General features: G+C 72.1%; 14 protein-coding genes. 8 read left to right on the top strand and 6 right to left on the bottom strand.

Translation table 11 applies throughout. From position 1 onward, the window contains the following. The first annotated feature begins 16 nt into the window (after positions 1-16). The 4 genes from ABZY31_RS12345 to ABZY31_RS12330 all read left to right on the top strand — a co-directional run bounded on the left by ABZY31_RS12345 (position 17) and on the right by ABZY31_RS12330 (position 3,454). Positions 17-934, top strand: a complete 918-nt coding sequence (locus tag ABZY31_RS12345; RefSeq protein WP_356408220.1) for a F0F1 ATP synthase subunit gamma — start codon at positions 17-19, stop codon at positions 932-934. Then, a complete protein-coding gene (atpD, locus tag ABZY31_RS12340; RefSeq protein WP_356408217.1) occupies positions 934-2,376 on the top strand; it encodes a F0F1 ATP synthase subunit beta in 1,443 nt (480 codons plus the stop codon). The genes ABZY31_RS12345 and atpD overlap by 1 nt, the downstream gene beginning before the upstream one ends. A 127-nt stretch (positions 2,377-2,503) precedes the next feature. Further along, positions 2,504-2,878, top strand: coding sequence for a F0F1 ATP synthase subunit epsilon (locus tag ABZY31_RS12335; RefSeq protein ID WP_356408214.1), 375 nt, complete (start codon positions 2,504-2,506; stop codon positions 2,876-2,878). Between the two features lie 129 nt (positions 2,879-3,007). Beyond that, on the top strand, positions 3,008-3,454 hold the full coding sequence (locus tag ABZY31_RS12330; protein ID WP_356408211.1) for a DUF2550 domain-containing protein: 447 nt from the start codon (positions 3,008-3,010) through the stop codon (positions 3,452-3,454). A 109-nt stretch (positions 3,455-3,563) separates the two neighbouring features. On the opposite strand, the gene ABZY31_RS12325 is transcribed toward ABZY31_RS12330, so the two are convergent. From ABZY31_RS12325 to ABZY31_RS12310, 4 genes are all read right to left on the bottom strand, one after another. Then, the gene (locus tag ABZY31_RS12325) at positions 3,564-5,339 is read right to left on the bottom strand and encodes a glycoside hydrolase family 18 chitinase (RefSeq protein ID WP_356408351.1); all 1,776 of its coding nucleotides are present in this window, start codon (positions 5,337-5,339) and stop codon (positions 3,564-3,566) included. A gap of 280 nt (positions 5,340-5,619) precedes the next feature. Then, entirely contained in the window at positions 5,620-6,315 is a 696-nt protein-coding gene (locus ABZY31_RS12320; RefSeq protein WP_356408208.1) for a response regulator transcription factor, read from the bottom strand. Further along, positions 6,312-7,541 carry a histidine kinase gene (locus ABZY31_RS12315; protein ID WP_356408205.1) on the bottom strand — a complete coding sequence of 410 codons (1,230 nt, stop codon included), beginning with the start codon at positions 7,539-7,541 and terminating at the stop codon, positions 6,312-6,314. The genes ABZY31_RS12320 and ABZY31_RS12315 overlap by 4 nt, the downstream gene beginning before the upstream one ends. Before the next feature lie 35 nt (positions 7,542-7,576). Continuing rightward, positions 7,577-8,149 (bottom strand): cob(I)yrinic acid a,c-diamide adenosyltransferase, encoded by a 573-nt coding sequence (locus tag ABZY31_RS12310; protein WP_356408202.1) that lies wholly within the window; start codon positions 8,147-8,149, stop codon positions 7,577-7,579. A gap of 191 nt (positions 8,150-8,340) precedes the next feature. On the opposite strand from ABZY31_RS12310, the gene ABZY31_RS12305 reads away from it, so the two are divergent. The 3 genes from ABZY31_RS12305 to ABZY31_RS12295 all read left to right on the top strand — a co-directional run bounded on the left by ABZY31_RS12305 (position 8,341) and on the right by ABZY31_RS12295 (position 12,262). Then, positions 8,341-9,189, top strand: a complete 849-nt coding sequence (locus tag ABZY31_RS12305; protein WP_354382874.1) for a 3-hydroxyacyl-CoA dehydrogenase family protein — start codon at positions 8,341-8,343, stop codon at positions 9,187-9,189. A 210-nt stretch (positions 9,190-9,399) separates the two neighbouring features. After that, a complete protein-coding gene (locus ABZY31_RS12300) occupies positions 9,400-9,723 on the top strand; it encodes an STAS domain-containing protein (RefSeq protein WP_283448577.1) in 324 nt (107 codons plus the stop codon). Between the two features lie 223 nt (positions 9,724-9,946). Beyond that, on the top strand, positions 9,947-12,262 hold the full coding sequence (locus ABZY31_RS12295; protein ID WP_356408199.1) for an ATP-binding protein: 2,316 nt from the start codon (positions 9,947-9,949) through the stop codon (positions 12,260-12,262). 108 nt (positions 12,263-12,370) lie between these two features. Here the strand turns inward: ABZY31_RS12295 and nucS are convergent, their stop codons facing one another. After that, entirely contained in the window at positions 12,371-13,042 is a 672-nt protein-coding gene (gene nucS, locus ABZY31_RS12290) for an endonuclease NucS (RefSeq protein ID WP_356408196.1), read from the bottom strand. A gap of 220 nt (positions 13,043-13,262) precedes the next feature. On the opposite strand from nucS, the gene ABZY31_RS12285 reads away from it, so the two are divergent. Next, entirely contained in the window at positions 13,263-13,655 is a 393-nt protein-coding gene (locus tag ABZY31_RS12285) for an SCO5389 family protein (RefSeq protein ID WP_330332675.1), read from the top strand. Positions 13,656-13,775: 120 nt separating this feature from the next. On the opposite strand, the gene ABZY31_RS12280 is transcribed toward ABZY31_RS12285, so the two are convergent. After that, positions 13,776-14,831 (bottom strand): LLM class flavin-dependent oxidoreductase, encoded by a 1,056-nt coding sequence (locus ABZY31_RS12280; protein WP_356408193.1) that lies wholly within the window; start codon positions 14,829-14,831, stop codon positions 13,776-13,778. Positions 14,832-14,894 lie beyond the last annotated feature (63 nt).

The following is a 14,894-nucleotide window of genomic DNA, read 5'->3' as shown; positions in this document are numbered from 1 at the left end:
GGAAGGGACCTGACTCATGGGAGCGCAGCTCCGGGTCTACAAGCGTCGCATCCGTGCCGTCACGGCGACCAAGAAGATCACCAAGGCGATGGAGATGATCGCCGCCTCGCGCATCGTCAAGGCGCAGCGCAAGGTGGCGGCGTCGATGCCGTACGCGACCGAGCTCACCCGTGCGGTGACCGCGGTGGCGACCGGCTCGAACACCAAGCACGCCCTGACGACCGAGGTCGAGGCGCCGACCCGCGCCGCGATCGTGCTCATCACGAGCGACCGCGGTCTGGCCGGCGGCTACTCCTCCAACGCGCTCAAGCAGGCGGAGCGGCTCACCGAGCGGCTCCGCGGCGAGGGCAAGGAGGTCGACACGTACATCGTCGGCCGTAAGGGTGTCGCCTACTTCGGCTTCCGCGAGCGCAAGGTCGCGGAGTCGTGGACCGGCTTCACCGACAGCCCGGCCTACGCCGACGCCAAGCGCGTCGCGGCGCCGCTGATCGAGGCCATCCAGACGGACACGGCCGAGGGCGGCGTCGACGAGCTGCACATCGTCTACACGGAATTCGTGTCGATGATGACGCAGAACGCGGTGGACGGCCGGATGCTGCCGCTCAGCCTCGACAAGGCTCCGGACGAGGACGGTGCGAAGGGCGAGATCCTTCCGCTGTTCGACTTCGAGCCGTCGGCGGAGGACGTCCTCGACGCCCTGCTGCCGCGCTACGTCGAGAGCCGCATCTACAACGCACTGCTGCAGTCGGCCGCTTCCGAGCACGCCGCCCGCCGCCGCGCGATGAAGTCGGCGACCGACAACGCCGGAGACCTCATCAAGAGCCTCTCCCGGCTTGCCAACGCGGCCCGCCAGGCCGAAATCACCCAGGAAATCAGCGAGATCGTCGGTGGCGCGAGCGCCATGGCTGACGCGACCGCGGGGAGTGACAAGTAATGACGACCACTGTTGAGACGGCCGCCGCCACGGGCCGCGTCGCCCGGGTCATCGGCCCGGTCGTCGACGTGGAGTTCCCCGTCGACGCCATGCCCGAGATCTACAACGCCCTCAAGGTCCAGGTCGCCGACCCGGCCGAGGACGGCAAGCTCAAGACGCTGACCCTGGAAGTCGCCCAGCACCTGGGCGACGGCGTGGTCCGCACCATCTCCATGCAGCCCACCGACGGCCTGGTCCGCCGGGCGCCGGTGACCGACACGGGCGAGGGCATCACCGTCCCCGTCGGTGACTTCACCAAGGGCAAGGTGTTCAACACCCTCGGTGAGGTGCTGAACTACCCGGAGGAGAACGCCAACGTCACCGAGCGCTGGCCGATCCACCGCAAGGCGCCCCGCTTCGACGAGCTCGAGTCGAAGACGGAGATGTTCGAGACCGGCGTCAAGGTCATCGACCTCCTCACCCCGTACGTCAAGGGTGGAAAGATCGGTCTGTTCGGTGGTGCCGGTGTCGGCAAGACCGTTCTGATCCAGGAAATGATCTACCGCGTCGCCAACAACCACGACGGTGTGTCGGTCTTCGCGGGCGTCGGTGAGCGTACCCGTGAGGGCAACGACCTCATCGAGGAAATGGCCGACTCCGGCGTCATCGACAAGACGGCGCTCGTCTTCGGCCAGATGGACGAGCCCCCGGGCACCCGTCTGCGCGTCGCCCTGGCCGGTCTGACCATGGCGGAGTACTTCCGCGATGTGCAGAAGCAGGACGTGCTCTTCTTCATCGACAACATCTTCCGTTACACCCAGGCCGGTTCGGAGGTGTCGACCCTTCTCGGTCGCATGCCGTCCGCCGTGGGTTACCAGCCGAACCTGGCTGACGAGATGGGTCTGCTGCAGGAGCGCATCACCTCGACCCGCGGTCACTCGATCACCTCGATGCAGGCGATCTACGTCCCCGCGGACGACCTGACCGACCCGGCTCCGGCCACCACCTTCGCCCACCTCGACGCGACGACGGTGCTTTCCCGTCCGATCTCCGAGAAGGGCATCTACCCGGCCGTGGACCCGCTGGACTCGACGTCCCGCATCCTCGACCCGCGGTACATCGCGGCGGACCACTACGCCACGGCGATGCGCGTCAAGGGGATCCTGCAGAAGTACAAGGACCTCCAGGACATCATCGCGATCCTCGGTATCGACGAGCTGGGCGAGGAGGACAAGCTCGTTGTCCACCGTGCCCGTCGCGTCGAGCGCTTCCTGTCGCAGAACACCCACGTCGCCAAGCAGTTCACCGGCGTGGACGGTTCGGACGTTCCGCTCGACGAGTCGATCGTCGCCTTCAACGCGATCTGCGACGGCGACTACGACCACTTCCCCGAGCAGGCGTTCTTCCTGTGCGGTGGCATCGAGGACCTGAAGGCCAACGCCAAGGAGCTGGGCGTCTCCTGAGGCCGGGCTCCTCGGAGCACAGCTGATCGACGGAGAGGGGCGGGTGTGTCCCGTCCCTCTCCTCACGCCCATTAGAATTTGACCCAACACCCGGCTTTCCCGCCGGGTGGTGACCCGAGGAGCCACCTTGGCTGCTGAGCTGCACGTCGAGCTGGTCGCGGCGGACCGTAGTGTCTGGTCCGGCGAGGCCACCCTGGTCGTTGCCCGCACCACGTCCGGCGACATCGGCGTCATGCCCGGTCACCAGCCGCTTCTCGGTGTGCTGGAATCGGGCCCGGTGACCATCCGCACCAGCGACGGCAACACCGTCGTCGCCGCTGTGCACGGCGGTTTCATCTCGTTCGCGGACAACAAGCTGTCCCTGCTGGCCGAGATCGCCGAGCTGGCCGACGAGATCGACGTCGAGCGTGCGGAGCGGGCACTGGAGCGCGCGAAGTCGGAGGCCGACAACGCCTCCGAGCGTCGCGCCGATGTCCGGCTGCGCGCGGTGACGGGGCACTGACCCCGGTATCGCAAGAGTGTGTGCCCTCAGCCGCGGCCCGTTCCGGAATTTCCGGGACCGGGTCGCGGCTGAGGCGATGCAGGTCCGTTTTTGGTTTTCCGAATTCGATGAGCGAGGAGGTCGGTGAAGATGCTCCTCGCTCTGCTTGTGAGCGGCCTGGTCGTAGCCCTGGTGGTGATCGGGCTCTTTGTCTTCGGGCTCCGCCGGCGGCTCATCCAGCGGTCCGGCGGTACGTTCGACTGCAGCGTGCGCTGGGGCGTGTCCGACGCCCCCGACGTCTCCGGCAAGGGCTGGGTGTACGGGGTCGCGCGCTACGGCGGTGACCGGATCGAGTGGTTCCGCGTGTTCTCGTACTCCCCCCGGCCGCGCCGGGTGCTGGAGCGTTCCGCGATCGAGGTGCTGTCCCGCCGCGCCCCGGAGGGCGAGGAGGAGCTGGCCCTGCTCTCCGACGCGATCGTGCTCGGCACCCGCCACCGCGGGGACCGGCTGGAGCTGGCGATGAGCGAGGACGCCCTCACCGGTTTCCTGGCCTGGCTGGAGGCGGCGCCTCCCGGCCAGCGGGTGAACGTCGCGTAGGGGAGCCCCTGCGCAAGGCGAAGCCGGGTGACGGGGGGCGGACCCCGGCACCCGGCTTCGCCGGTTCTGGTGCGGGCCCGCTGCTGCGGGCCCGGTCACTTGCGGGCCGTTACCTCAGGCCGCTGTCGATCGCGGTGAGCAGTTCACCGTTGCTGGTGTCGCCGCTGAACTCCCAGAAGAAGGCGCCGCGCAGGCCCTGGTTCTTCACGTAGCCCATCTTCCCGGCGATGGTGGCCGGGGTGTCGTAGCTCCACCAGTTGCTGCCGCACTTGGCGTAGGCGGTGCCGGCGACAGTGCCGGTGGTGGGGCAGCTGTTCTTGAGGATCTTGTAGTCCTCGATGCCCTGCTCGTAGGCGCCGGGCGCCGGACCGGTGGCGGCGCCGCCGGGGGCGTCCTGGGTGACGCCGGTCCAGCCGCGGCCGTAGAAGCCGATGCCGAGGTTGAGCTTGTTGGCCGCGATGCCCTTGGACTTGTACTTCTGGATCGCGGCGTCGCTGTTGAAGCCGGCGATCGGGATGCCGTTGTACGAGGTCAGCGGGGAGTGCGGGGCGGTCGGGCCCTTGGCGTCCCAGCCGCCGAAGAAGTCGTAGGTCATGACGTTGTACCAGTCGACGTACGGGGCGGCCGCGCCGTAGTCGGCGAGGTCGACCTTGCCGCCGGCCGAGCCGTCGGCGCTGACGGCGGCGGTGACCAGGTTGTTCGCGCCGAACTTGGCGCGCAGCGCGGACAGCAGGTTCTTCAGCGAGGCGGCCCCGCTGGTGTCGCAGGACAGGCCGCAGGCGTTCGGGTACTCCCAGTCGATGTCGATGCCGTCGAAGACGTCGGCCCAGCGCGGGTCCTCGACCAGGCTGTAGCAGGAGTCGGCGAAGGCGGTCGGGTTGGCGGCGGCCTGGCCGAAGCCGCCGGACCAGGTCCAGCCGCCGAAGGACCAGAGGACCTTGATGTTCGGGTACTTCTTCTTCAGCTCGCGCAGCTGGTTGAAGTTGCCCGCGACGGGCTGGTCCCAGGTGTCGGCGACGCCGGAGACGCTGCTCGCGGCGTCGTAGGTCTTCTGGTAGTCGGCGTAGGCGTCACCGATCTGGCACTTGCCGCCGGTGACGTTGCCGAAGGCGTAGTTGATGTGGGTCAGCTTGCTCGCCGAACCCGAGGAGACGATGTTCTTCACGTGGTAGTTGCGCTGGTAGACGCCCCAGTTCGTGAAGTAGCCGAGCTGCACCTTGGAGCCCGGGCCGGGACCGGGGCCGGGCCCCGGGTCGCCGCCGGTGGTGGTGACCGTGACCGTGCCCGAGGAGGGGCCGCTCTGGTCGGCGGTGTCGCGGGCGGTGACGCTGTACCCGTACGTGGTGCCCTTGGTCAGGCCCGTATCGGTGTAGCTGGTGCCCGTCACGGTCGCGATCTTGGCGGAGCCGCGGTAGACGTCGTAGTTCTTGACGCCCTTGTCGTCGGTGGCCGGGGTCCAGCTCAGGCTGACCGAGGTGTCGCCCACCGCGCTGGCCGTGGGGGTGCCGGGAGCGGTAGGGGGAGCGTCGGCCGGGGGCGTGGTGCCGCCGTCACAGGAGCCACCGTTGATCTTGCAGCCGCTGGGTGCGCCGGCGCCCGAGCCGTTGAAGCCGAAGCTGACGCTGGCGCCCGGGGCGAGGGTGCCGTTCCAGCCGACGTTCTTGCCGGTCCAGTGGGTGCCCGAGCTGGTGACGGTGGCGTCCCAGGCCGAGGTGACCGAGGTGCCGGCGGGGTAGTCCCACTCGACGGTCCAGCTGCTGAGGGTGGTGGTGCCGGTGTTCTTCACCGTCCACTTGCCCTCGAAGCCGCCGCCCCAGTCGGAGACCTTGGTGTAGGACGCCGTCGCGGAGGTCGCCGCCTGGGCCGTGCCCGCGAGTCCGACCAGCCCGGCGAGGGGCAGGGCGAAGGCGGCCACGGTCGCGGCGAACCTGCGCAGCAGCCGGTGGCGGGGTGGGGGTGCCGGTCGTGACGCATGTGCTGTGCTCAAGGGTGCTCCTCCGAAGGTCCGCCGGAGTCGCTGGCGTCGACTCCCGGCATGGGGGTGGGACCTGCGCCGCCCGTGAGCACGCGTTGTCATGCACGCTCACCACAGTTGCGGTGAGATTAGAAAGGTCTGGACCAACCGTCAAGAGGTCCAGACCTCCGCTCCGGCTCCGCACAAGAATTCAGTGCACCAGGCCCAACTCCTGCGCCAGCACTGCTGCTTGGACCCGGCTGCGCAGTTCCAGCTTGCCCAGCAGCCTGCTGACGTGGGTCTTCACCGTGGCCTCCGCCATCTCCAGGCGGACCGCGATCTCCGCGTTCGAGAGCCCGCCGCCCAGGCAGCCGAGCGCCTCCCGCTCCCGCCGGGTCAGCGACTCCAGCGCCGCGGCCGTCTCCGGCGGGACCGGCGGGCGCCGGTCCGCCGGAGCGGCGAACTCCGCGATCAGCCGCCGGGTCACGGCGGGGGCGATCAGCCCCTCGCCGCGCGCGACCGTCCGGACCGCCTCGACGAGTTCCCGGGCCTCCGTGTCCTTCAGCAGGAACCCCGCCGCGCCCGCGCGCAGCGCCCCGAAGACGTACTCGTCCAGGTCGAAGGTGGTCAGGACGAGGACGTCCGCCAGCCCCTGGGCGACCACCTGCCGGGTCGCCGAGACCCCGTCCAGGCGCGGCATCTGCACGTCCATCAGCACCACGTCCGGCCGCAGCTCCCGGGCCAGGCGCACCGCCTCCAGCCCGTCCCCGGCCTCGCCCGCCACCTCGATGCCGTCCGCGCTGCGCAGGATCAGCACCAGCCCGGCGCGCACCGCGGCCTGGTCCTCGGCCACCAGGACCCGGACGGGGCGCGCCCCGGGGCCGGTCGTCGTTCCGCTCGTCGTCATTCGGCCACTCTCTCCTCGGCGGGCAGGACCGCCCGCACCCGCCATGTCGCGGCGCCCGGCCGGCCCGCTCCCGCAGCCCCCGCTCCGGCCGCCCCGGCCGAGAAGCTGCCGCCCAGCAGCTCCGCCCGCTCGCGCATCCCCACCAGCCCGGCGCCCGACCCCGGCGCGCGCGGCCCGGCGGCCCGGCCGCCGTGCGGGGAGTCCACGTCCACGCGCAGCAGTCCGCCCGAGCGGGCGACCCGGACCGTGACCGTGCCGGGGGAGGCGTGCTTGACCGCATTCGTCAGGGACTCCTGGACGATCCGGTACGTCGCCAGCTCCACCGGAGCGGGCAGCGCCGGGGGCGGCGCCCCGTGGGGCGCCCGGTCGTCGTGCAGCACGAAGGCGAGCCCGCTCGCCGCGCCGTTCGTACGGGCCTGCTCGACCAAGGCCCCGAGCGCGTCCGGCGACGGCACCGCCGCCACCTCCTGCGCCGCGCCCGCGTCCCGCAGCAGGCCGATCAGTCGGCGCATTTCGGCCAGCCCCTGGACGCTGTTCTCCCGGATCACCCCGAGCGCCTCGCGACTGGTCGCGGGGGAGTCGATGGAGAGCGCGGCGGTGGAGTGGATGGCGATCGCCGACAGGTGATTGGCGACCATGTCGTGCAGCTCGCGGGCCATCCGCGCGCGCTCGGCGGCCACCGCCTGGCTCCGGTCCATCTCGGCCAGCAGTGCCGTCTGCTCGGCGCGCAGCCGCGCCGCCACCGCGGCCTCGCGGTGATTGCGCAGGGTGGCCCCGGTGAGGGCCGGCGCGAAGCAGACGATGCCGGTGAGCGCGCCGACGAGCAGGCCCTGCGGGGTGCGCAGCCAGGCCACGGCGGTGATCGTGACGACCACGGTGACCAGGCCGGTCGTGACCGGAAGCCACCGGGCCATGGCGGGCCGGCCGTAGACCACGGCGGCGTACATCAGGTCCGTGAAGATCAGCACGGTGACCAGGGAGCCCACCGTGAACTGGTCGGCGACGATCCCGACCGTGCCCACCGCGAGGGTCACCCGCGGCGCGGAGCGGCGCAGCGGTTCCATCGCGCCGAGGCACACCAGCGGGACCAGCGCGGCCCACGGGGGCAGCAGGTGCCGGGTCGCGTTGCTGTGCACGCCGAGGGCCCACAGGAGGACGCCCACGAGGACGCTGACCACGCCGAGCAGCACGTCGTCGCGGTGCGGGCGCGGGATCCGCGGGGTCACGGCGTCCTCCGGAGGGGCGGCCGGCCGACGGGAGGTCAGCGCTCGCCGCCCGGCACCCACAGCACGTCCCCGACCTCCTTGTTGGCCGTGCGCGCCAGGATGAACAGGAGGTCCGAGAGCCGGTTGAGGTAGGTGGCGGTGAGCGGGTTCATCGACTCGCCGTGCACCTCCAGTGCCGCCCAGGTGGAGCGCTCGGCGCGCCGGACCACCGTGCACGCCTGGTGCAGCAGGGCCGCCCCGGGGGCCCCGCCGGGCAGGATGAAGCTGCGCAGCTTCTCCAGCCGCTCGTTGAAGGCGTCGCAGTCCGCCTCCAGCTTGTCGATGTAGAACTGCTCCACGCGCAGCGGCGGGTACTGGGGGTCCTCCACCACCGGGGTGCACAGGTCGGCGCCCACGTCGAACAGGTCGTTCTGCACCCGGACCAGCACCTTGACGACGTCCTCGGCGAGCGCGCCGAGCGCGATCGCCGCCCCGATGGCCGCGTTGGCCTCGTTGGCGTCGGCGTACGCGGAGATCCGCAGGTCGGTCTTGGCCGTACGGCTCATGTCGCCGAGGGCGGTCGTGCCCTGGTCGCCGGTACGGGTGTAGATGCGCGTGAGGTTCACCATGCGGTCAGCCTAGTTCGCGTCAACTGCGGGCCCTCGCCGCAGTGCTGGGCCGGACCGGTGTGATGTCCGTCATCTGAGACGTGACGCGTGTTACTTCCCGGTCATCGGACCCGTCCCGGACGCTACTCTCCGCCGGAGAGGACTAGAGACCGGGCCGAGACCGGGCCGTCTGGAAGAACGTGGGGTGTGAAGTGGCTGGGAAGCTCGCCGTCATCGGTGCCGGACTCATGGGTTCGGGGATCGCGCAGGTCTCCGCACAGGCGGGCTGGGACGTCGTCCTGCGCGACGTCACGGACGCCGCGCTGACCCGCGGCACCGACGGCATCAAGGCCTCGTACGACCGGTTCGTCGCCAAGGGCAAGCTGAGCGCCGAGGACGCCGAGGCCGCGCTGGCGCGCATCACCACGAGCACCGACCTCGACGCGGTCGCCGACGCCGACATCGTCGTCGAGGCCGTCTTCGAGAAGCTCGAGGTCAAGCACGAGATCTTCCGCGCCCTCGACAAGCTCGTGCGCGAGGACGCCATCCTCGCCTCCAACACCTCCGCCATCCCGATCACCAAGATCGCGGCCGTGACGGAGCGTCCGGAGCGGGTCGTCGGCGCGCACTTCTTCTCGCCCGTCCCGATGATGCAGCTGTGCGAGCTGGTGCGCGGCTACAAGACGAGCGACGAGACCCTCGCCACCACCCGCGCCTTCGCCGAGTCCGTCGGCAAGACCTGCATCGTCGTCAACCGCGACGTCGCCGGATTCGTGACGACCCGTCTGATCTCGGCGCTCGTCGTCGAGGCCGCGAAGCTGTACGAATCGGGCGTCGCCTCCGCCGAGGACATCGACATCGCCTGCAAGCTGGGCTTCGGGCACGCCATGGGCCCGCTGGCCACGGCCGACCTGACGGGTGTGGACATCCTGCTCCACGCCACCAGCAACATCTACACGGAGTCCCAGGACGAGAAGTTCGCGCCGCCGGAGCTGATGCGCCGGATGGTGGACGCCGGTGACATCGGCCGCAAGAGCGGGCAGGGCTTCTACAAGCACTGAGCACGAGCAGGGGCGACACCGTTCGAATGCCCTCACCCGACAGGGTGAATTAGGTATCGGTTCGCTCACGGTCGGCAACTTCCCTGCCCCCGGGGCAGTCAGTTGCAGTGAGAGTTGCCGACCACGGCCCCCATCGGAGACGGCCCGTCGGGCACGGCTCCTCGGACACGGCCATCGGACCACGCACACGCCGCACTGCCGGGAGCACACATGCACATCAGGGGCGACCACGCCGAACTCGCAGTCGGGGGCCGCCTCGACGTGCGCAGCGCGGCGGACGCCCGTACGGCCTTCCACACCGCGCTCGACGACGGCGTCGGAGACCTCGTGCTCGACCTGACGGGGCTCGACTCCTGGGACGCGACCGGACTGGGCGTCATCATGGGCGCGCACCGGCGGGCCGGGCGGACGGGGCGCCGTCTCGTACTGCGCGGGGTTCCGCCGCAGATGCAGCGGTTGCTCGTGGCCACGCGGCTGCACCGGATCCTCGCGATCGAGGGCGGACTGGAAGCGGAATCGCTTCCTCGGGTGTGACGTCCGGGGGTGGCCGAAAGGCGACGCTCTCCGGGCCCCCGCGGCGCCGTACGGCAGGGACGTCGGCGGACGAATCGTGACGCTCCGGGCGTCCGGGCACCCCTGAGGTTCCGGGACGGGCCGAGAACGTCTAGGGTTCGGGCGAAACCGGACCAGTAGCGGCAGCGGCGTGTGCGAAGGCCGGGCGGGACGACGGCGCACGACGCGATCGGGAGACATGGTCATGGACACTGTGGACGAGGGCTCCGGCCTCGTGGATGCGGCCGCCCCCTCCTCCGCCGCCGGCCCCGCGCGGGTGGTCCGGCTCGCGGTCGGCGACTACGTGCTGACGGTCAATCCCGTCGACGGGAGCGAGATCGAGGCCCGGCGGGCCGACGAACCGGAGGGCGAAGCTCCGGCCCGCCGCGACGCGGCCTCCCGTGCCGCCCTGGACGCCGCCGGACGGCCTCCCGCCCCTCCCGGCGCCCCCAAGACCGCCCCGGCCCCGCTGGAGCGCGACGAGGAGCGCGAGCGGCTCGTCCGGCTCCTCGGACGAGGGCGTTCCGTCCGGCTCACCGGCCCCGCCGGATCCGGTCGCACCACCCTCCTCGACGCCGTCGCCGGAGACTGCGCGGACCTCGCGCCCGACGGGGTCGTGCGGCTCTGCGGACACCGGCAGACCCCCACCGAGCTGCTGTACGCGCTGTACTCCGTGGTGTACGCCCCCTCGGACGGCTTCCCCGAACGGCCCGCGCGCCCCGAACTCCTGCGGTGGGTCGGACAGATCGGCGCCGTAGTCCTCCTCGACGACCTCGACTTCGGCGGCGCCGCGCTGGAAGAGCTGCTGCGCGCCACGCCCGAATGCGCCTGGCTGCTGGCCGCGTCCCCGGACACCCCGGCCCCCTCCGACCGCTCCCACCTGGAAGAGGTCTTCCTCGGCGGGCTCGGCCGGGCCGCGTGCGTGGAACTGCTCGAACGCGCCGTCGGCCGGCCGCTGACCGAGCTGGAGAGCGCCTGGGCGGGGGACCTGCGCTTCGCCTCCGAGGGGCTCGCGCTGCGCTTCGTCCAGGCCGGCGGGCTGCTGCGGCAGCGCGACGAACTGAACCGGAGCGCCGAGGACGCCGACGGGGACGAGCCCGGCGTCTTCGAGGGCCCCCCGCGCAAGGCCGCACCGGTGCCGCTGCCGACCCTCGCCGAGGGCGCCGCCCCGGCGGAACTGCTGGCCTCGCGGGTCAGCGAGTCGGCGCGGGCCGCGCTGCGCTTCGCCTGCGCCCTGGACGAGGAGATGCCGCACCCCGCGCACCTGCCCGCGCTGGTGGGGGACACACACGCGGACGCGGCGGTCGCGGAGCTGCTGGCCTGTGGGCTGCTGACCGCTTCGGGGAGCCGCTACCGGCTGGCCCCCGGGGTCGCCCGCCAGCTCGCCGCATCCGGGTTCGTCCCCTCCGGCGAGGCGCTGACGGCGGCCCGGCACTACGCCTGGTGGACCGGGCACACGTCGGTCACGCCGGAGCGGGTGGCCGCCGAGGGGGACGCGGTGCTCGCGGCCCTGGCGGGCGCCGACGTGGTGGCGGCGGTCCTGCTGGCCCGTACGGCCGCACCCGCCTTCGCCGCCTCACTGCACTGGGGAGCCTGGGAGCGCGTGCTACGGGCCGGGGCCGAGGCCGCCCGCACGGCGGGGGAGGTCGCGGAACAGGCGTACTTCCACCACGAACTCGGCGTCCTGGCCCTGTGCGGCGACCGGCTGGACCGGGCCCGCGCCGAACTGGAGACCTCCAACGGCCTGCGCGGCGCGCTCGCCGACAAGCGCGGCACGGTGGCGGGCCGCAGGGCCCTCGCCCTGGTCACGGACCGGGAGGCGGCGGGCCCGCGGCTCTCGCCCCCGCTGCGCCTGGAACCGCCCGCTCCCGCGGGGGCCGAGGCGCAGACCGAGGCGTTCCCGCTGGTGCGCGTCGCACCGGTGCCCGCGGTGCCCCCGGCGGCGGCCTTCGCGGAGACCTTCCCGCTGGACGCGAAGCCGGTGCCCGCACCCGTGACCGTACGCGTGCCGCTGACCCGGCCCGTGCGGCCCGCGGCCCCGCAGTGGCACCGCCGTCCGGCGGCCCTTGCGGCGGGCGGCGTCCTCGCGGTGCTGGCGCTGGGCACGGTGGTGAGCTTCGCGATCTCCTCGGGGGAGGCGCCGGCTCCCCGGCACCCCGGTTCCGCGACCCCCTCGTCCTCCGCGCCGGACACCAGCGGGAACGATCCTGCACCGGCTCCCGCTCCCGCCGATCCCGCGGCTTCCCCGTCCACCTCCGGTTCGGCCGACGCGCCGCCCGCCCCCGGCGGTTCGCCGCAGGGAGCCTCCGGCTCGCCGTCGGCCGCGGCCCCCGGGAACGGGGCCTCGCGCCCCCCGGTGTCGAAGCCCCCGTCGGCACCGGCTTCGAGTAGGCCGACCCCGTCCGCCACCGCGTCGAACTCCGGGTCTCCTACGCCACCGGTCTCGACGTCGCCCACCCCGTCCGCTTCCACGTCGCCCCCCGCCACGACCCAGCTCTCCCCGCCCGCCGCCACGCCCTGACCCCGCGCCGGAACGCGCGCACGCCCCCTCCCGTCGATGACGGAAGGGGGCGCGCGAGGGGGAGCGGGGCCGCGGCGGGGCCCGGGCCGGGGACGGATCAGGTCAAGATCAGAAGAGGCGCAGCTTGTCGTCCTCGATGCCGCGCATCGCGTTGTAGTCGAGCACCACGCACTCCATGCCGCGGTCCGTCGCCAGCACGCGCGCCTGCGGCTTGATCTCCTGGGCCGCGTAGACGCCGCGGACCGGCGCGAGGTGCGGGTCGCGGTTCAGCAGTTCCAGGTAGCGGGTCAGCTGCTCCACGCCGTCGATCTCGCCGCGCCGCTTGATCTCCACGGCCACCGTCGCGCCCTTGGCGTCCCGGCACAGGATGTCGACCGGCCCGATCGCCGTCATGTATTCGCGGCGGATCAGCGTGAAGCCCTCGCCGAGGGTCTCGATCCGGTCGGCCAGGAGTTCCTGGAGGTGGGCCTCCACGCCGTCCTTGATCAGGCCCGGGTCGACGCCCAGCTCGTGGGAGGAGTCGTGGATGACTTCCTCCATCGTGATGATGAGCTTCTCGCCCGCCTTGTTGACGACGGTCCAGACACCGGCCTCCTCCCCGCTCCCCTCCTTGAGGGTGCAGGGCGGGGACATCCAGTTGAGCGGTTTGTACGCCCGGTCGTCCGCGTGGATCGAGACACTGCCGTCGGCCTTCACGAGGATCAGACGGGGTGCCGAGGGCAGATGGGCGGTGAGCCGGCCCGCGTAATCGACGGAGCAGCGGGCAATGACGAGACGCATGGTCGGCAACGCTACTCGACGAGAAGGCCTGCACGCGATTCGCCCCCGAAAGCCCCGTTCGCGGATGGCGCGTTGTATGCGCATTCTCCTGGTGCGGTACCCACCGGGCGCCTACCGTGGTGAGCGGGAGGTCGCCGTACGTGCACGCTGCGTCGCGGTTTCCCTTCCCTGCCCGTAAGGCTCCGGTCACCAAACGGCCGGGGTCGCGAGAGGAGAACCCATGTCGCTCGACGTCTCACCGGCCCTACTTGAACAGGCCGAGCGAGGCGAGGTCGACGAAGCCGCCTTCGTCGACTGCGTCCGGACCTCCCTGCCTTTCGCCTGGGAGATGATCAGCTCGTTGGTGGCCCAACTGAAGGTCGACGGTGGCGAGTTCGCCGACAACCAGACGCCGCCGCCCAACGAGCAGGCGCGTGGCCAGCTGTTGCGCGCACTCGCGAGTGACGCGATACGCGGTGCGCTGCAGCGGCACTTCGGGGTGCGTCTGGCATTCCAGAACTGTCACCGTGTGGCGGTGTTCCCGCTGGATCCCGCGGTGGACGACCGGCTGGCCAAGTTCACGTCCATCAGGGGCCAGCTGCTCAACCAGTCTCCGGAACTCCGGGACTGCTAGTGACGTGAGTCTTCGCTGCCGCTCCGTACCGCGGGAGGTGCGACTGGTACCGGAGCGGCAGCCAAGGCCCGGCGGTCCGGCGCGGCGCGGTGCGCGGTACGGGGCGGTGGCGGGCCCGGCTCAGCCCAGCAGCGGCAGGACCTCGACGCCCAGGCGCCGGACGTTCTCCTCGGTGCCCGCGAGGTCGCCGCAGCCCTCGGTCAGGAGGGCGAAGCGGGTGATGCCGGTGCGTTCGGAGGTGGCCGCCAGCCGGTCCGCCGCCAGCTCGGGCGTGCCCACGGGGTGCAGCTCGCACAGCAGCTCCGTGTAGGCGACGGGATCCCGCATCGCGCGCGCCCGCCCGTCCACCGTCACGTGCGCGTCCAGCCCCTGCTTGAGCCACCCGGGCATCGCCTTCAGCAGGGCCTCGCGGGCGTCCGCCGTGCGGTCCGCGAGCTGGCAGACCCCGGCGGACACGTGCCCGGCGGCCAGGACCCGGTCCCGCGGGTGCCCGGCGGCCAGCGCCGCCTCCCGCCACAGCGCGACCATCGCCGCCTTGTCCTCGTCCCCGCAGTGCATGCCGAGCAGCATCGGCAGCAGCCGCTCTGCGGCGAGCCGGACGGAGGCGGGGGAGGTGCAGGCGACGATCACCTCCGGGCCACCGCCGTCCGCGTCCTCGTCCAGGGCGTCCAGGGACTCCGACGGGCGCGGTACGACGGCCACCTCGCGGAAGCCGTACCGCTGCCCGGGAGCCGGCACGGCCGCCACGCTCGGCTCGGTCAGCCACCGCCGCAGCAGGTCCAGGGCCGCCGGGAACCCGTGCTCGTACGCCTCCAGGCCGCCGCCGAACACCTCCAGGTCCACCCAGGGCCCGCCCCGGCCCACCCCGAGGGTGAACCTGCCGCCCGAGGTGAGGTGCAGCAGCGCGGCCTGCTCGCCGAGCGCCACCGGATGCACGTTCGGCAGGACGCTCACCGCCGTCCCCACCCGCAGCCGCCGGGTCCGGCCCAGCAGCAGGGCGGCCAGGGTCACCGCCGAGGGGCACACCCCGTACGGAACGAAGTGGTGCTCGGCCAGCCAGACCGAGTCCAGCCCGGCCTCCTCGGCCACTTCGGCGGTCCGTACCGCCCGGTGCAGGGCCTCGCCCGACCCCTGGCCGGGGAACTGGGCCCCCAGCACGAACGCTCCTACGCGCATCGCCTTCTCCTCCTCGCGGCTGACGCGGCCTCCCCAGGCGGACCGGCTCTCATGAGACACCGT

The sequence above is a fragment of the Streptomyces sp. NPDC006529 genome, from assembly GCF_040611795.1.
Taxonomy (GTDB): Bacteria; Actinomycetota; Actinomycetes; order Streptomycetales; family Streptomycetaceae; genus Streptomyces.
The sequence above is the reverse complement of the archived record's forward strand: the minus strand, read 5'-3'. Positions and strand labels throughout refer to the sequence as shown.

Bases quoted from the DNA above. Each gene is read 5' to 3' on its own strand.
- ABZY31_RS12345 (WP_356408220.1), top strand. From the start codon at position 17: ATGGGAGCGCAGCTCCGGGTCTACAAGCGTCGCATCCGTGCCGTCACG.
- atpD (WP_356408217.1), top strand. From the start codon at position 934: ATGACGACCACTGTTGAGACGGCCGCCGCCACGGGCCGCGTCGCCCGG.
- ABZY31_RS12330 (WP_356408211.1), top strand. From the start codon at position 3,008: ATGCTCCTCGCTCTGCTTGTGAGCGGCCTGGTCGTAGCCCTGGTGGTG.
- ABZY31_RS12320 (WP_356408208.1), bottom strand. From the start codon at position 6,315: ATGACGACGAGCGGAACGACGACCGGCCCCGGGGCGCGCCCCGTCCGG.
- ABZY31_RS12310 (WP_356408202.1), bottom strand. From the start codon at position 8,149: ATGGTGAACCTCACGCGCATCTACACCCGTACCGGCGACCAGGGCACG.
- ABZY31_RS12300 (WP_283448577.1), top strand. From the start codon at position 9,400: ATGCACATCAGGGGCGACCACGCCGAACTCGCAGTCGGGGGCCGCCTC.
- ABZY31_RS12295 (WP_356408199.1), top strand. From the start codon at position 9,947: ATGGACACTGTGGACGAGGGCTCCGGCCTCGTGGATGCGGCCGCCCCC.
- nucS (WP_356408196.1), bottom strand. From the start codon at position 13,042: ATGCGTCTCGTCATTGCCCGCTGCTCCGTCGATTACGCGGGCCGGCTC.
- ABZY31_RS12285 (WP_330332675.1), top strand. From the start codon at position 13,263: ATGTCGCTCGACGTCTCACCGGCCCTACTTGAACAGGCCGAGCGAGGC.
- ABZY31_RS12280 (WP_356408193.1), bottom strand. From the start codon at position 14,831: ATGCGCGTAGGAGCGTTCGTGCTGGGGGCCCAGTTCCCCGGCCAGGGG.